Origin of the sequence: Chitinophaga varians, from assembly GCF_012641275.1 — a bacterium.
Lineage (GTDB): Bacteria > Bacteroidota > Bacteroidia > Chitinophagales > Chitinophagaceae > Chitinophaga > Chitinophaga varians_A.
The window spans coordinates 3,293,186-3,308,162 of the sequence record NZ_JABAIA010000001.1; the positions used below are offsets into that span (position 1 = coordinate 3,293,186).

The window sequence follows — 14,977 nt, forward strand, 5'->3', positions numbered from 1 at the left end:
AGGCAACGTTTATTCGTGACCGGGGTGTCGGATTTTCATTTCATCAAGGTCCAGCTGCATCTCCTGGCTGCGGATAACCTCATCGCTAAAGGTGTTGTGCTGCCGTAACCTGAACAGTTCCTGCCGTTGTTGTGCGTAAATATCCATTAGCACGGCATGATACAGTTCCACTTCTGTTTTTTCGGTATCGTCACATTCCAGTGATTCCAGTCGCGCGGAAGTACTGCTGATATTATGTTCCAGGTCTTTTTTGAGAAAACCGACCAGTTCATTGTCGTTTGCTTCAAAGGAATATTTCTCTTCCAGCCGCTGAAGGGCCACTTTCATCATCGCGAGGCGCATGCCTGCTTCCTGTTCCGCCAATGGTGTAATATCATCTATCTCACCCACTTTAATGAGTTTTATAAGCCAGGGAAGCGTGAGTCCCTGAAATACCAACGTCACCAGAATCACGATAAAGGTGATAAACACAATCAGGTTACGGTGCGGGAACAGTAACGGCACAGATAAAGCGGACGCCAGTGAGACCACGCCGCGCATGCCTGCCCATCCTACTACCAGCGGCCCTTTCCAGCCCGGACTGGCTTCCTGTGTCCGGATTTTTTTGCTCAGCATCCGCGGAATGAAAGCGCCCGGATATACCCAGAACAACCGCACCAGTATAGTAAGGAAAGCAATCACCAGTCCATACCGGATAGCATCGCCGATGGAGTAATTGCCCAGCGCATGCACGATAGTGGGCAGTTCCAGCCCTATCAGCATGAAAATGATGCCATTAAGCACAAAGATCAGCGTGCTCCATACACCCAGCATCTGCATACGGGTAGCGCCGTCCGGGAAGATGGCATGTGAGCGGTAGGAGAGGAACAGCCCTCCGCTAACAACAGCCAGTACACCGGAAAAATGAAACTGCTCCGCCGCCAGGTATATAAAGTACGGCGTCATCAGCGTAAGTGCAGAGTCTATACTGGGCGTAGTAGGCAGCCATCGGTGAATAGCATACATGATATTTGCCACTGCAAGTCCGATCAGGATGCCCATGCCGGCGGATAAAAAGAAATCACCGATAGCCTGATGTATCACAAATTGCCCGGAGACTACCGCCAAGGCGGCAAACCGGAAAATAATCAGGCTGGACGCGTCGTTGATCAGGCTTTCGCCTTCGAGGACGGTCATGGCCCGCTTAGGGACTTTCAGGTGCTTCAATACGCTGGTCGCTGCTACTGCATCCGGCGGAGAGATAATGCCGCCCAGCAGAAAGCCCAGCGCCAGCGTAAACCCGGGTATCATCGAATGGGAAACATACGCGACAATACAGGACGTGAAAATAACAGCGCCAAAAGCCAGCATCATAATAGGCCGCTTCCATTTCCAGAAGTCATTCCAGGAAGTATACCAGGCGGCTTCATATAGCAAAGGTGGCAGGAAAATCGTAAAAACAAGGTCGGGGTCTATTTCTATCTTCGGCAAACCAGGAATAAAACCAATTCCAAGTCCCGCCAGCACCAGGAAAATAGGATAAGAGATCTTTAACCGCTGGCCCAGCATCACCAGCATAAATACTACAAACAACAAAGTAAGGACAAGGAGCAATGAATGGTGCATACCAGGACAGCTATTTGTCGGTAAATTAAGAAATTGTGTTATAAATTTCCTGGTGAACTATATGGATTTTTCGGTTTGTCAGAGAGGGCTGGTTATTTTGTGGCTGGTTGTCTGAATTCATTATACTGCTGCCTGATATAGACGTACAAATCATAATCACTGATGTCTTTTACGAATTCATACGATGGCTGATATCGCAACATAAACTGCGAAAGGCTGTCGCCGTCCATTCCGGTGAGGCGTTGTACCAGCGAAGGGTTAAACTTTTGTTCCACCAGGTTTTCTTTTTCTTTGTCCAGCAGTATTTTTCTGAATTTTTCCTTCTTTTTATTCTTGTTGAAAGATACCGCTTTGTATAGCTGATTGATATTAACAGCGATCAATGGCCCGGCAGAGACAATCACTTCATTCCATCGCGGACGGCGGAAGTCGAATTCTCTCCTGAACTCCTGCCGCAGACGCAGCGAATCGCGCAGGTAATTGTAATGTATAATGTTGATGGCTTTCAACTCCAGTGGCTGGGATTGCAGCTGATGGGTAACGCTTGTTCTGTCTTTGCTGACGATGTAAAGCAGTGGCACAAAACCCAGTGCTTTCAATAGCAAGGTGTCACCTTTTCGTGCGTTCAGTTGATAGCGTCCCTGTTCATCGCTGATGACGGCGGACTGTGTACGTTTATTCAGTACCGTTATACCCGCTGCGGGTATGCTGTCTTCCCGGAAGATCGTTCCCTGCACAGGGCTCTGGGCATGCACGTGCGACAATGCCAACAGCAGCAGCGCCAACAAAACGATATGCCTCAGTGTCCGCATAACGGAAAGATATAAACGCTTTCGTAAAGGAAAAGTTAATATTGACGGTTTTAGTTTAAATTCGTATCATGAAAGGATTCTGGTCATATTTCTGGGTAGTATACATGCTCTTTTTTGCTATCCCGTTTCCCATGCTGATTTATTATAACACACGGGAAGGCCTCACAGATACCAACCCCTGGCTGGCCATTACCTGGCTGCTGCTATCATTGATACTCTGGGGAATACTGGTACTGCGGTGGTTCCGTAACTGGATACTGTTGCCGTTTAAAATGAAACGGAATATCGGCTATCTGTTGCGCGAAGGTGAAAAACGTGAAGCGCGTATTGTGGATAGTAAGGACGGTAAACACTTGAACGGTGATATGATAATGAAGAAGATGACGCTCAGTCTGCGTAATTTTGTGGGAACAGAAATCACAGAAAATCTGGAACTGGCTGATTCGAGGCCCGGAGAAATGCGCTATGAAAAAGGCCGGATTATCCACCTGATGATTGATAAAAGCCTGAAATTGCGGCCTTACCTGATTGTGGATACCACCCAGGCTGGCGTGAAGGCTGGCCGGATGGCGCTACTGGTGCTGCTCTGGCTGGGGCTTGTGGGAGCTATTGTGTGGTACTACTATTTTTCCTACAACATGGAAAGCAATGGTTATGGCTGGCGTTTCATGAAGGTGTACCATCCGTTGGTATTGTGTCCGCTGATCCTTTTCGTGAGCCGCTGGGGCCTGGGGATGTTGTTGAAGCTGTTCTCCGGCGGAGATCCTGATACATTACTGCATATCAAATACTATGGTGTTCAGACGATGGCGGAGGTGGTATCTGCCACACAGACAGGCACTTACATCAATGAACAGCCACAGGTGAAGTTTGAACTGCGTTACCAGGACACCTATGGTAAAACGTATACGGCTACCCTGAAAAAGATAGTATCACTTATTGATTTGGGAATGGTCCGCCAGGAAACTGTTTCCATATTTTACCTGAAGGATAAACCGTCAGAAGTGGCGTTTGCAGATGATCTGGCTGGTCTAAATTAATTTTATGTTAACGAACAGACACAAGGTTTTAGGAATACTATTGATACTGGGATGCTTTTCCTGCAACCAGCTGATGGATACTTTCAACGACACGTTCAGGGAAAAAAAAGAAGATGGTCCGGCTAACACCGGCCATAGCAGCCCGGTAACATCATCTGTTACTATTGAGTCCCACGTTTCCAGAGACACCGTGCGCACCACTTATTCTTCCCGTAATACCACCCGTAAGCTAAATTTTCTGTCTGATGAAGCGGGACTAAGAGAGGCGGAAAAAAGCCTGTTGGCCCTGCCTGCCTACGCGGGGAAAAAGATGTACCTCTACGATGATATCCATACATATGATGATGGCAGAATCAACCTGCAGCTTCGCCATCCGGAGAACCCCGACTATGTGGATGCATGGCACTTTGCCGATGGGCAATGGAAAGGGCCGGAACCTGTACAGCTGTCTGTCCGTAATAAAGTAGAAGAAAAGCTGCTTCCGCTGGATGAGATTGACTTCACCAGCATAGCAAGGATATATAAAAATATTGTGGAGAAATCAGCAACCATTGAAGGGGCGAAGCCGCCCACACATATTTACGGTATCGTCCGCGGAAAAGGCCTTGCCTGGTACCCTACCTCCATCAGTGGCAGCCGGGAAAGGTATGCCATCAGTTTTCATCAGGATGGCAGCATCGACAAGTTTTTCAGGGAATAAACGGTACTTCCTGCAGGATTTCGTAATGAGGCGCATCCACAGCTTTTTTCAGTATGGTCACTTTATCGCAGCAGAAGCTGTCATGACAATCAAAATCATGCAGATTGACCTTCAGCAGTTCGTCACGGGCTACATTCCGCGCAATGGTAATATGTGGTGTGAGGTTGCCGCGACGGTAGCTGAAAGTACTGCTTATCCTGCCATGCAGGCTGCTGATAGCATCGCTGTTGACCGGTTGCAACATTAAGGTGGCCGTACGGCCATGATGGAAAATACCGGCGCCATCAAACTGTACCCTGAAGTCCTTAAAGCCTGTTACTGCATGAGCCACCTGCCGTATAATCGTCTGGTCATCTTCCGTACGCGAAAATTTCATCAAAGAAATATGGGCAATCGACCTTAGATTGTAGGAAGGTATTTTGATCATAGTAGCCAGCCTGCTTTTCATAGCAGCTACTTTGCGTACAATGCCCGGTCCGGGAGAAAGGAGCAGAAAGTACTCATAAAAACTAAATAATGACAGCTGTGCATAGTTCACCCTCGGCATATCGAAGAACATTTAACATGACAATAAATGTGGTGAAATAATGGGGTAGCAGGTAGTACTTAAAATTACTAAAAGTACGGATAACTAACAAAGTTTGTTTTTGGAGAATGGGCTGTGTTTAGTTGCCTTGTGCTGCCGGCAACAACCTGCTGTAGGCTGCCAATACAAGGTTTACTTTCTGCCGGTGCTCTGCCCGTACCGCCCGTACGCTCCGTTGCTTCACAAAGGCGCTAAGCCGGATAATTTCATCATCCAGAATAAACAAAATTATTTCGATCCGTAGCATTCTGTCCCTTTGGGTAATGCCTGGAATATTGTCGCCCATCGTGGAACGGGAGAGGAAATCTTCCAGGACGAAACACTCAAAAAGGGCCGGGTCCTGCTCGTACAATGCCGGGACCGCCCTGGAGAAACTGCGTTCTATCTTCTGGATGGCCGCAGCCATGCGCGAGGAATGCATAAAACGCCGGATACGTCTTCTCAAACGGGTCAGCACCTGTACGGCAGTGGTCTGTTTAAACTTAATACAGGCTTCTATCTGAAACCCGACAAGCACTTTGATGTGTAGTTCGGATTTAAGAAGATGGTCATCCATCGTGACGCCTTTGACTACTACAATCTCGTCGGAGGAATGGTGGTCCAACAGATAGGTTTTAAATAGTTCCGGGTTGGTTTGGTATAAAGGTATTTCGGGCCTGTTCATAACGAATGGGTATTTGGGGTCAATGAACTATACCTATAGATACAGTTTAATACAGGATTTGTTCAGCTGGGTTGTTTTTTTGAATACTTTGTGGAAATATTATATTTATATTGTTTGTTATTCTGTATCTGGTCATTAAAAGTTCCCGAGCTATGAATGTTTTTCGGCTAATCGCGAGGAGGCTGTCTTTCACTATGCTCCAGCAATACGTCAGCGCATTACTACCACCGGAATTGCCAAAGCCGGTGCATATGCTGCTATTACATTGGGGGTCTTTGGAATGATCTATTGTCTTCCGTTTTTATTCTCTTCTTCCATGGAAGACCTGGTAGGTGCCGGCTTCCCGTTTGTGGGCGGAGCTATTATAGCCAGTGCAGGATTGATTGCATCGTCTAATCTGGCGAAGGGAGACAGAAATGTTGTTGTCAGATAACATGCCTGGTTAACGTTTTCCTGAATAGGTCTTTATCGGTAGAATCCTTGCCAGTACTGAAAAGGACTCGCAGCAAATAAAGCGAGCTTTATGGTTCACCATAAAATGTACTGTATGAAAAAGCAAAACAAATTGCGGGCAAAACTAGCCTTAAAAAAGACAAACATTGCGCTGCTTCTTGGGAAGGATAGCACTATTAACGCTGAAGTTATCAAAGGCGGGGCAACTATCACCGAAACCTGTCAGATCTGCCCGCCGAGAACAAAAGATTTTAAATGCCCTACTAATACGCTGCCACTGACTGCTTGCTAATGTAGTAGATACAGCTTACAGCCACCTTAGGGTGGCTCCTTTACCTGGTAATAAGGCAAGGCTGAAAAAAATGAAAAACGCCCAATTCCAGCCTTACTGAAATTGGGCGAATAAGCCTTTTTGTAGTCCCGACAGGGATCGAACCTGTATCTAAAGTTTAGGAAACTTCTATTCTATCCATTGAACTACGGGACCATCCTGATGCCCTTTTGGGGGTATCGGGTTGCAAAAGTAAGGGTTTTAAATTAATATTTAAAGACTTTCTATATCAACTTTCCCATTTGAAGGGGCATAAATACTGTCTATTTCCTTTTTGTACTTTTCAAGGATCACCTTCCTTTTGGCCTTCAGGGTGGGTGTCAGCTCACCGGCGTCAACTGTCCATTCGCGTGGCAGCAGCTGGAACTTTTTCACCTGTTCGATGTGGTTAAAGAACTGATTGTACTTATCCACGGCCTGTTTATAGAGGTCCAGCACTTCCTTGCGCTGCAGCAGTTCTTCGTTGCTGCCGGCGGAAATGCCTCTTTTCTGGGCCCAGCTGCGGAGATTGTCGAAGGCGGGCACAATCAGTGCTGCGGTAAATTTGCGGTCTTCGCCTACCACCATGATCTGTTCTATATAGGGTGATTCCTTGAATTTGTTTTCTATCGGCTGGGGCGCGACGAACTTACCACCGGAAGTTTTAAACAGTTCCTTTTTGCGGTCGGTGATTTTCAGGAACTTATTGTCTATCAGCACGCCGATATCGCCGGTATGGAACCAGCCATCGGTGATGGCGTCGGCGGTAAGCTCCGGATGCTTATAGTAGCCAATGGTAACACTGGGACCTTTACAGAGTATTTCCCCATCTTCTGCGATCTTTACTTCCACATTACTGATGACCGGCCCTACGGTGCCGAACATACGGTCTTCCACATTGAAGCGGTTAACGCTGATCACCGGGGAGGTTTCGGTAAGACCATAACCTTCCAGGATGGGGATACCGGCAGAAGTGAATATTTTCAGCAGTCTGACCTGGCAGGCGGCGGCACCGTTAACGATACATTGGATATTACCACCGAGGGCAGCGCGCCATTTGCTGAAGATAAGTTTGTTGGCCAGTTTCAGCTGAAGGTCGTACCAAAAGCCCTGCTGATGATTGATCTCATAACGTTTGCCCAGGTCCACGGCCCAGAAGAAGAGCGCCCGTTTGATGCCTTTGAGCTCCAGCCCGGTGGCCATGATTTTCTCATATACCTTTTCCAGCAGCCGTGGCACAGTGGTAAAAATGGTAGGCTTTACCTCTTTCAGGTTATCAGCGATTTTGTCGGTGCTTTCAGCGTAATACACCGGCACACCGGCGGTCAGGTAGAGGTAGGTGACCATCCGCTCAAAAATATGATTGAGCGGCAGGAAACTGAGGGCACGCGCGTTTTTGCTGACCGGCAGGTAAGGCTGGCAGGCCAGCACGTTGCTCATCACGTTGTGATGAGAGAGCATAACGCCTTTAGGGGTGCCGGTGGTACCGGAGGTATAGATGATGGTGACCAGTTCCTCCGGGGATATGTTTTGCTGCACTTCATCGATCAGCGGGTAGTCGTTTTCATCAGCGAGGGACAGCACTTCTGTCCAGTGGCGGGCGCCGGGCACCTGGTTGAAGGTAAAGATCTCACGGATGGTGGGAAATTTATCCCGGGCGGCCAGTACTTTTTGTAACAGGTCCTCATCACTGACAAACAGGATACGGGCTGCTGCGTCGTTGAGCACATATTCCAGCTCATGTTGACTGATCGTCGGGTAAATAGGAGTGAGGACGGCACCAATCTGTTGACAGGAGAGGTCTGTCAATAGCCACTCTGGCCGGTTGGGTGAGATGATCGCTATTTTGTCTTTCTCTTCATTTGTTTTGATGCCTACCCGGATACCCAGCCTGAGTAAGCCTGAGCTGAATTTGCGGGTGATGGCAGCTACTTCCTGTGTGCTGTATTTTCTCCATTGTCCGTTTTCCTTGCCGGCAAGCATATCCTCTTTGGGATAGTTGTCCAGCTGATACCGGATGACGTCAAATAGTCGCTGCGGTCGGTCCATTATGCTGTTTTTTTGAGTGTGCTATGCGTGCTTATATTCTTTTCAGCGTATCGTCGAAAGAGCCTTTATGATAAGTATTGAAGTATTGAAGGGTAAGTGCGACGCCCCATCCCAGCGCAGGTCCCAGTGGCCAGGGTGCGCTTCCGGGCATGTCCCGGTCGGAAAGTAACCACACAGCCCACAGTCCCATATTAATCACCAGATAAATGATAAGGTGACATTTGAAGCCAGCCCTGGCTTTTGCAATGCGCCAGAGACGTTCATCTCTTTGCTGGGTAGTTTCCATTTGAAGTGGTTTTATATGTGAGGCGGCTTTACTCAATTTAAAATATTTTATCGGCTTCCTGGTGGAAAAAACGAAAAATATGGTCTATCTCGATGCGCTGATATGAAACCCGATGTTCACCTGTGAATTGATCAGTTTGTCCTGTAAAGATTTGTCTGCACGGTAGTTAATTCCCCATAGGGTACGATCGATATTAAAATTGGCGACAGCGGTAAGATGATGACTGTCTATAGTAACACGCGCAGGAAAGGAGATGTTTTTTACGACGCCTTTAAGCGTCAGGTTGCCGGAAATAACGTGGGTGGCGTCTTTTAGCTCCACTTCTTCACCTACTGCCGGGTAGTAGGAATTGATACCGGTCATTTCAAAAGTGGCGGTGGGAAATTTGTCAACATCGAAAAAAGAACTGCCTTTCAGTTCCCTTTCCAGTTTGTTTTTCATGGCGCTGTCACCGGCGAGGTCTATATTCTGCAGGGTGTGCATATTGATCACCAACTGGGCGCCGGTGATGAGGGTATCTTTTACATAGACGGCCCCGCCGGCAAGCCGGAGGGTGCCGTGGTGTTTGCCGGTAGGTTTGGTACCTATCCATTCTATCAGAGAGGTCGCGGTGTCCGCCAGGTAAGCGTTACCAGTGCCTACTTTCACGGCCTGTGGATTGCTGGCGGCAGCCTTGTCGGCTTTGGGAGCCTGCTCACAGGCCACCAGTATACCGGACAGTAAAAGAAACAATACAATACTTTTCATAAATATCTCCCTGCATTTATAATGCCCGGCGTTCCGGGGTGACCAGGAACGCCGGTATGATTCATCTATTCTATCAGTTCACGGTTGCCCACCCATACAAATCGTTTGATGATAAATTCCTGGTTGGTGAAGCTGGCATTGCCGGCCGGATTGCCTCCACTTACGTGGAAGTCGGAAAAGGCGGCATGTTGGTTTACCCAGATAAAACCGGTCAGGTTGAAAGAAACAGGTGTGAATACGCTGTTCATTTCATCGGCAATCTTTTCTTTGGTGGCAGCATCGGTGGTATAAGCCGCACAGGTGATAGCGCCGTGTTTCTGCGCCATTTGTTTGGCCAGCTGGATGGTATGTGCGGTATCTTTTGTTTTTACGATCAGCACGACAGGCCCAAACAGCTCCTTCTCGTAAATATTGGTATCAGCACTGCTCACTTCAATGATGGTTGGGGCAAACACCCTCGCTTTGCTGAACTCTTCGTTGTTGACAGCCGTACCTGCCAATACTACCTTACCACCCAGCTGCTGTGCTTCCTGCGCGCGCAGCAGGGTGTTTTCATTCTGAAGGGCACCCAGTGTGCCGGCGCCCATTTTCGGATTATTGGCCAGCGCCACGATAGCATCCCTGAACCGTTGCACCACCTCATTGAAACTCACCTGTCCTGCTGCGGTGGCAATACCGGCTTCAGGAATAAAGAAGTTCTGTGGAGCGGTACACATCTGACCGGAATACAGGCTCACGGAAAATGCGAGGTTCTGTATCACCGGGTCCAGGTCCTTTACGCTGTCAAGCAATACGGAGTTGACGCCCGCTTTCTCCGTAAAAACGGTCTTCCCCGGAAGGGATTCCACATAATTGCCAAAAGCGCTGCTGCCGGTATAGTCTATCAGTTTTACGTCCGGATGCTCTGCCAGTTTTTTGGCGATAAGATGCTCGGTGCTGTCGGGTGCCAGCTGACACAGCAGCGGGTCGTGCCCGTTTTCCTGTAACACCTGTTGTATGGCGCTTACTGCAATGGCGATAGGCAGAATCGCCCGTGGATGCGGTTTTACGATCACCGGGTTGCCGGTGATCAGATTGGCGTACATCCCCGGCAGCGTGTTCCATACCGGGAAGGTGGAGCAACCGATCACAACGCCAACACCTTTCGGGATGGCGCGGAAAGTTTTCTTCAGCCGGATGCTGAACTTGCCCATGGGCTTTTCCCATTCCAGTTCAGGTGGATAGCGTTGCAACTCATGATAACCGGTGGCGATGGCTTCGAGGGCACGGTCGTTGGCGTGCGGCCCTGAAGCCTGGAAGCTCATCATAAAGCTCTGGCCTGTGGTATGCATGGTAGCATTGGCAATATCGAAAAAGTAGTCCTTGATTCGTTCAAGCGTTTCCGTTAGTACGCCGGCTCTTTCGGCGACGGACGTACGACCCCATGCATGGGAAGCTTCAGTTGCCTGTTTTACCAGGTCGCCTACGGCAAAAGTCGGATAGGTAACGCCCAGCACCTCCTGTGTATAGGGTGACACTTCTTCTCCTGTCCAGCCGGTTTCACCGGTTTGCATCAGTTGTTTAAAGGGCTTGTTCAGCAACTGCTGATAGCTCTGTACGCCTTTTGCATGGGCTTCTTCCCCGTATGCTTTGGGGTGCTCCGGATAGTGCGAATAGAAGGTTCTTTCGTGGTTCGCTTTAACAGCGGCATCAATCGTGTTTTGGTGTTTCGTAGCGAGCATATTCAGATTTTGAGATTATTCAGACAGCCGGGGTGGTTATCATCCCGGCTGGAAAAAGCTTGAAAAAACGCCTCTCTTGCTCAATTCTACAGCTTCTGCTATGGCATGTGGCCCGGGGCTTCAGCCCTCGGAATCAAATATTAATATCCCGCGTTGATCAGCGTGAATCTTCCATCATTGTAATATTCATCCGGTCTTGGCTTCAGCGGATGGTTACGCTGATATTTCAGGAAGTCGTCGTACTCCTGTTTATGCAGTGTTACCCATGCTTTGTAACCAGCCTGATTAGCGGCAGGGCCAAACAGCCATTGATTATAGGATTCAAACATGCCCTGCTGCAGCATCTTTTGCTGGAAGTCGAAAAGTGCATAAGGGTAGTTGCCGCTATAGGAATTGAACCAGTCCAGCAGGAAACGTGTGCGGGCCATGATCAGCGCGTCGGGGTCCACACCGCCGGTTATCACGCTCAGCTGTTTGCCCATGCACTGTTTGAAGGCCTGTGAAAAGCCATTGTCCCCTCTGCTTTTCTTACTCTTTTTACCTTCTTCTTCGGGGACCATGCTGTCAAACAGGCTCGGATCGTTGAACAGTTTTTTGTACGATTCCAGTACAATGTTCCTGATTTCAGCGGTCCGGGTGGTGAAACTCTCCATGTTCATGAAGGTCTCTCCGTATAATACACACCACAATGGGTTGTTGCTGTAGTAGTAGGTCTTGGTGGCATTGTAATAGTTGCCGGGAAAAGTGGGGTCCTGTTCAATGCCTTTTAACCAGGAACGCAGTGCGCCGTCATACATCTTGAAGTTCATCAGCAGGGTGCCGTTGTCGTTATACAGTTCACCGCTGTTGGGGAATTTACGGATGGCTTTTTCGTACATCCGTTGTGCTGTTTTCGACTCGTCCCGTCCCTGGTAGATGTTACCGGCAATCTGAAATACCTGCACGTCCGCTTCTTTTCTGCTGAGCAGCGGCTCAATCACACTTTTGGCTTTGATAAGGTCTCCTTTCAGGTAAAAGGTGAAACCCAGCTGTTTCCTGTATTCGAAATTGTCCGGGTCCAACTGTAACGCCTGGTTTAATACCAGCACAGCATTGGAGTAATCCCCGTTACGCATGAAGTTGGTAGCGGTCTTGTATAATTCATTCGCGTCCTGTGCTACCGCCACTTGTGAAAATAATACCCCCGCAACAAATACTGCTTTCAATAAAGAAGACCTCATATGCATTCCTGTCTGTCGTTTGTTGTAAAAGTAAGGAAAATGGGGTAATGTGCCGCTGATCAATCTCCGGGCAAAAATAAATAGGGACAGGAAAGTTTATATTAAATATTTTATTTATTCTTTTGGTTTGACATTTTTATGAGCAGCACAGCAGCAGTAAGCTGAATGTTCCCGTCTGCTATAGGTGTATGCGAGGGGCTGACCATTAAAAATAGTGGAAGGGGAGGAGGACTAAGCAGACATAGGTACCGGGGTGAAAACAAACTCCCCCGGCCTGTCGCCGGGGGAGCGGATATTGAGAATATGTTGATTAAATCACATGCGTGATCAAACCGTCGCGCAGCTTCGGTTCAAACCAGGTGCTTTTTGGAGGCATTACATTGCCGCTGTCGGCGATATCAAACAACTGCTGAATGGTAACCGGGTAGAGGGCGAAAGCTACTTTCATTTCACCGCTGTCTACGCGTTTTACCAGTTCCTGTAGGCCGCGGATGCCGCCAACGAAGTCGATGCGTTTATCGGTGCGTTGGTCTTTGATGCCGAGGTGTTTGTCCAGGATATTGTTAGACAGGATGGTCACATCCAGGATACCGATCGGATCGGTGGTGTAGGTGCCTTCTTTGGCTACCAGGCGGTACCAGGCCCCTTCGAGGTACATGCTGAATTCATGCAGCATGGACGGCTGTTGTGGCTGGTGGCCGATTTCTTCCACGGTAAAGTCGTAGTCGAGGCGCGACAGCAGTTCAGCTTTGCTTAAGCCATTGAGGTCTTTTACCAGGCGGTTATAGTCCAGGATGGCGAGCTGGCTGGCGGGGAAGATGGTGGTCAGGAAATAGTTCACTGGATTTTCCACGGAGGTGATGGTGCCTTTTTCCTGGAATTCTTTCTGCACCAGGCTGGCGGAAGCAGCACGGTGGTGCCCGTCGGCGATATAGGTGCAGGGCACTTTTTCGGCAAACAGGGTAGTGATTTCCTGTACGGCAGCCGGGGTATTGATCACCCAGATAGTGTGCTGGATGCCGTCGTCGGCCGTGAAGTCGTATACCGGTTTGTTGTTGTTTTGCCAGTGGTCTACCAGGGCGTTTACTTCCGGCACGTCATTGTATGCCAGGAAAACGTTGCCTGTCTGGGCCAGCGTGGTTTTAATATGGTTGATACGGTCCAGTTCTTTGTCCGGGCGCGTAAACTCATGTTTTTTGATAATGCCTTTATTGTAATCGTCTACGGAAGAGACGCATACCAGGCCTGTCTGGGCACGGCCGTTCATCACCAGTTTATAGATGTAGTAAGCAGGTTGTGCTTCCTGGAACAGTACACCTTCTTTAACCAGGTGTTGCAGGTTTTCAGCTGCTTTATCGTATACCTGCTGGCTGTGGGTGTCTATCCCTTCCGGCAGATCTATTTCAGATTTTGAAACATGATAATACGAATACGGATTACCGGCAGCGGCAGCTTTAGCTTCGTCCGAACTGAGTACGTCATAAGGCCTTGCAGCTACTTGCGCCGCCAGTTCTTCTTTGGGCCTTAATCCTTTGAAAGGTCTGATAATAGCCATGATAAAAATGTAGATGAGGGTAAAAGTAATAATAAAAATTACGAAATGCGAATAACGATGATCAAACTGAAATGATGGTTCAGTTAAATCATCGTTATTCCTGTTTCGTAATAGCCGTGGTGACTTAAGCTTTTTTCAGGGAGAAGTACTTCATGGCTTCTACCATTACTTCTACACTTTCGTAGGGCAACGCATTGTACATGGATACCCGGAAACCACCGGAGAGGCGGTGGCCCTTAATACCAACGATATCTTCTTTCTTACAGAATTTCAGGAATTCATCTTCCATTTCAGGCTTGTCCATAATGAAGCAGGCGTTCATCAGGCTGCGGTCTTCTTTGGCCACCGTACCGCGGAACAGCGGGTTATGGTCAATTTCATCGTACAGCAGGGCTGCCTTTTTCTGGTTGATTTTTTCGATGGCAGGTATACCGCCCTGCTCTTTTAACCAGCGAAGGGTGAGCATGGAGATATATACCGCAAATACGGGAGGGGTATTCAGCATGGACCCATTGTCTATATGGTTTTTATAATCCAGTATAGCAGGGATTTTACGCGTTACTTTACCAAGCATGCTTTTACGGATGGCTACCATGGTGGCACCGGCTGCGCCCATGTTCTTCTGAACACCGGCATAAATCAGCGAGTACTTGTTGAAATCCATGGAGCGGCTCATAATGTCGCTGCTCATATCCGCGATCAGGGGTACGTCTGTTACCGGGGTCATATGCCACTGTGTACCATAGATGGTATTGTTAGTGGTAATGTGCAGGTAGCTCGCCTGTGGGGGAATGTTGAACTGCTTGGGGATGTGGTTGTAGTTACTGTCTTTGGAGCTGGCTACTACATCTACGAAGCCAAACAATTTCGCTTCTTTGATGGCCTTGTTGGACCAAACGCCGGTGTCTACATAAGCGGCTGTCTCACTGCTTTCCAGCAGGTTCATGGGCACCTGCATAAACTGCGTGGTGGCACCGCCGTGTAAATACAGCACCTCGAAGTCGTCATCAAGCTGCATCAGTTCCCTAACCAGGTTACGCGCCTCTTCCATCACCGCTATAAACGGCTCCGTTCTGTGGCCAATCTCCAGTATGGACATCCCTGATCCCTCAAAGTCTATCAGGGCTTTACTGGCTTTGTATAATACCTCGTTGGGCAATACAGAAGGACCTGCGTTAAAATTATGCACCTTCATGTTACGATCTAGATTAAATTCATTTTTTGATCTT

The 14,977-nt window shown here is 48.4% G+C and carries 15 protein-coding genes and 1 tRNA gene; 4 read left to right on the forward strand and 12 right to left on the reverse strand.

What is annotated here, in order from left to right:
- Nucleotides 1–9: 9 nt before the first annotated feature.
- Together HGH92_RS13550 and HGH92_RS13555 are read right to left on the reverse strand one after the other, a co-directional pair.
- Nucleotides 10–1,605: a Na+/H+ antiporter gene (locus HGH92_RS13550; RefSeq protein ID WP_168871235.1), complete on the reverse strand. Its 1,596-nt coding sequence runs from the start codon at nucleotides 1,603–1,605 to the stop codon at nucleotides 10–12.
- A 92-nt stretch (nucleotides 1,606–1,697) separates the two neighbouring features.
- Nucleotides 1,698–2,417: a hypothetical protein gene (locus tag HGH92_RS13555; protein ID WP_168871236.1), complete on the reverse strand. Its 720-nt coding sequence runs from the start codon at nucleotides 2,415–2,417 to the stop codon at nucleotides 1,698–1,700.
- Nucleotides 2,418–2,485: 68 nt separating this feature from the next.
- Here HGH92_RS13555 and HGH92_RS13560 point away from each other — a divergent pair, with 68 nt between their 5' ends.
- Complete coding sequence (locus tag HGH92_RS13560) at nucleotides 2,486–3,457, forward strand: hypothetical protein (protein WP_168871237.1); 972 nt, start codon at nucleotides 2,486–2,488, stop codon at nucleotides 3,455–3,457.
- Nucleotides 3,458–3,461: 4 nt separating this feature from the next.
- Complete coding sequence (locus HGH92_RS13565) at nucleotides 3,462–4,157, forward strand: hypothetical protein (protein WP_168871238.1); 696 nt, start codon at nucleotides 3,462–3,464, stop codon at nucleotides 4,155–4,157.
- On the opposite strand, the gene HGH92_RS13570 is transcribed toward HGH92_RS13565, so the two are convergent.
- Both HGH92_RS13570 and HGH92_RS13575 read right to left on the reverse strand, forming a co-directional pair.
- On the reverse strand, nucleotides 4,147–4,704 hold the full coding sequence (locus HGH92_RS13570; RefSeq protein ID WP_168871239.1) for a 2'-5' RNA ligase family protein: 558 nt from the start codon (nucleotides 4,702–4,704) through the stop codon (nucleotides 4,147–4,149). The two genes, HGH92_RS13565 and HGH92_RS13570, sit on opposite strands and share 11 nt — an antisense overlap.
- 118 nt (nucleotides 4,705–4,822) lie before the next feature.
- Nucleotides 4,823–5,407: a hypothetical protein gene (locus HGH92_RS13575; protein WP_168871240.1), complete on the reverse strand. Its 585-nt coding sequence runs from the start codon at nucleotides 5,405–5,407 to the stop codon at nucleotides 4,823–4,825.
- Nucleotides 5,408–5,687: 280 nt separating this feature from the next.
- Here HGH92_RS13575 and HGH92_RS13580 point away from each other — a divergent pair, with 280 nt between their 5' ends.
- Both HGH92_RS13580 and HGH92_RS13585 read left to right on the forward strand, forming a co-directional pair.
- Entirely contained in the window at nucleotides 5,688–5,840 is a 153-nt protein-coding gene (locus HGH92_RS13580) for a hypothetical protein (RefSeq protein WP_168871241.1), read from the forward strand.
- Nucleotides 5,841–5,954: 114 nt separating this feature from the next.
- The gene (locus tag HGH92_RS13585; protein WP_168871242.1) at nucleotides 5,955–6,152 is read left to right on the forward strand and encodes a hypothetical protein; all 198 of its coding nucleotides are present in this window, start codon (nucleotides 5,955–5,957) and stop codon (nucleotides 6,150–6,152) included.
- A gap of 123 nt (nucleotides 6,153–6,275) precedes the next feature.
- Here the strand turns inward: HGH92_RS13585 and HGH92_RS13590 are convergent.
- From HGH92_RS13590 to serC, 8 genes are all read right to left on the reverse strand, one after another.
- Nucleotides 6,276–6,347 (reverse strand) — tRNA-Arg (locus tag HGH92_RS13590).
- Between the two features lie 57 nt (nucleotides 6,348–6,404).
- A complete protein-coding gene (locus tag HGH92_RS13595) occupies nucleotides 6,405–8,219 on the reverse strand; it encodes an AMP-dependent synthetase/ligase (protein ID WP_168871243.1) in 1,815 nt (604 codons plus the stop codon).
- A gap of 31 nt (nucleotides 8,220–8,250) precedes the next feature.
- A complete protein-coding gene (locus HGH92_RS13600) occupies nucleotides 8,251–8,505 on the reverse strand; it encodes a 2TM domain-containing protein (RefSeq protein ID WP_168871244.1) in 255 nt (84 codons plus the stop codon).
- A gap of 84 nt (nucleotides 8,506–8,589) precedes the next feature.
- A complete protein-coding gene (locus HGH92_RS13605) occupies nucleotides 8,590–9,252 on the reverse strand; it encodes a YceI family protein (RefSeq protein WP_168871245.1) in 663 nt (220 codons plus the stop codon).
- A gap of 65 nt (nucleotides 9,253–9,317) precedes the next feature.
- Nucleotides 9,318–10,973, reverse strand: a complete 1,656-nt coding sequence (gene paaN / locus HGH92_RS13610) for a phenylacetic acid degradation protein PaaN (protein ID WP_168871246.1) — start codon at nucleotides 10,971–10,973, stop codon at nucleotides 9,318–9,320.
- A gap of 140 nt (nucleotides 10,974–11,113) precedes the next feature.
- Nucleotides 11,114–12,199 carry a tetratricopeptide repeat protein gene (locus tag HGH92_RS13615; RefSeq protein WP_168871247.1) on the reverse strand — a complete coding sequence of 362 codons (1,086 nt, stop codon included), beginning with the start codon at nucleotides 12,197–12,199 and terminating at the stop codon, nucleotides 11,114–11,116.
- Nucleotides 12,200–12,503: 304 nt separating this feature from the next.
- A complete protein-coding gene (locus HGH92_RS13620; protein WP_168871248.1) occupies nucleotides 12,504–13,748 on the reverse strand; it encodes a DUF1015 domain-containing protein in 1,245 nt (414 codons plus the stop codon).
- A 124-nt stretch (nucleotides 13,749–13,872) separates the two neighbouring features.
- Nucleotides 13,873–14,943 carry a 3-phosphoserine/phosphohydroxythreonine transaminase gene (gene serC / locus HGH92_RS13625; RefSeq protein ID WP_168871249.1) on the reverse strand — a complete coding sequence of 357 codons (1,071 nt, stop codon included), beginning with the start codon at nucleotides 14,941–14,943 and terminating at the stop codon, nucleotides 13,873–13,875.
- Between the last annotated feature and the right edge of the window lie 34 nt (nucleotides 14,944–14,977).

What these genes read in the sequence shown, in the direction of transcription:
- HGH92_RS13550 (WP_168871235.1), bottom strand. Translation starts at nt 1,605, where the DNA reads ATGCACCATTCATTGCTCCTTGTCCTTACTTTGTTGTTTGTAGTATTT.
- HGH92_RS13555 (WP_168871236.1), bottom strand. Translation starts at nt 2,417, where the DNA reads ATGCGGACACTGAGGCATATCGTTTTGTTGGCGCTGCTGCTGTTGGCA.
- HGH92_RS13560 (WP_168871237.1), top strand. Translation starts at nt 2,486, where the DNA reads ATGAAAGGATTCTGGTCATATTTCTGGGTAGTATACATGCTCTTTTTT.
- HGH92_RS13565 (WP_168871238.1), top strand. Translation starts at nt 3,462, where the DNA reads ATGTTAACGAACAGACACAAGGTTTTAGGAATACTATTGATACTGGGA.
- HGH92_RS13570 (WP_168871239.1), bottom strand. Translation starts at nt 4,704, where the DNA reads ATGCCGAGGGTGAACTATGCACAGCTGTCATTATTTAGTTTTTATGAG.
- HGH92_RS13575 (WP_168871240.1), bottom strand. Translation starts at nt 5,407, where the DNA reads ATGAACAGGCCCGAAATACCTTTATACCAAACCAACCCGGAACTATTT.
- HGH92_RS13580 (WP_168871241.1), top strand. Translation starts at nt 5,688, where the DNA reads ATGATCTATTGTCTTCCGTTTTTATTCTCTTCTTCCATGGAAGACCTG.
- HGH92_RS13585 (WP_168871242.1), top strand. Translation starts at nt 5,955, where the DNA reads ATGAAAAAGCAAAACAAATTGCGGGCAAAACTAGCCTTAAAAAAGACA.
- HGH92_RS13595 (WP_168871243.1), bottom strand. Translation starts at nt 8,219, where the DNA reads ATGGACCGACCGCAGCGACTATTTGACGTCATCCGGTATCAGCTGGAC.
- HGH92_RS13600 (WP_168871244.1), bottom strand. Translation starts at nt 8,505, where the DNA reads ATGGAAACTACCCAGCAAAGAGATGAACGTCTCTGGCGCATTGCAAAA.
- HGH92_RS13605 (WP_168871245.1), bottom strand. Translation starts at nt 9,252, where the DNA reads ATGAAAAGTATTGTATTGTTTCTTTTACTGTCCGGTATACTGGTGGCC.
- paaN (WP_168871246.1), bottom strand. Translation starts at nt 10,973, where the DNA reads ATGCTCGCTACGAAACACCAAAACACGATTGATGCCGCTGTTAAAGCG.
- HGH92_RS13615 (WP_168871247.1), bottom strand. Translation starts at nt 12,199, where the DNA reads ATGCATATGAGGTCTTCTTTATTGAAAGCAGTATTTGTTGCGGGGGTA.
- HGH92_RS13620 (WP_168871248.1), bottom strand. Translation starts at nt 13,748, where the DNA reads ATGGCTATTATCAGACCTTTCAAAGGATTAAGGCCCAAAGAAGAACTG.
- serC (WP_168871249.1), bottom strand. Translation starts at nt 14,943, where the DNA reads ATGAAGGTGCATAATTTTAACGCAGGTCCTTCTGTATTGCCCAACGAG.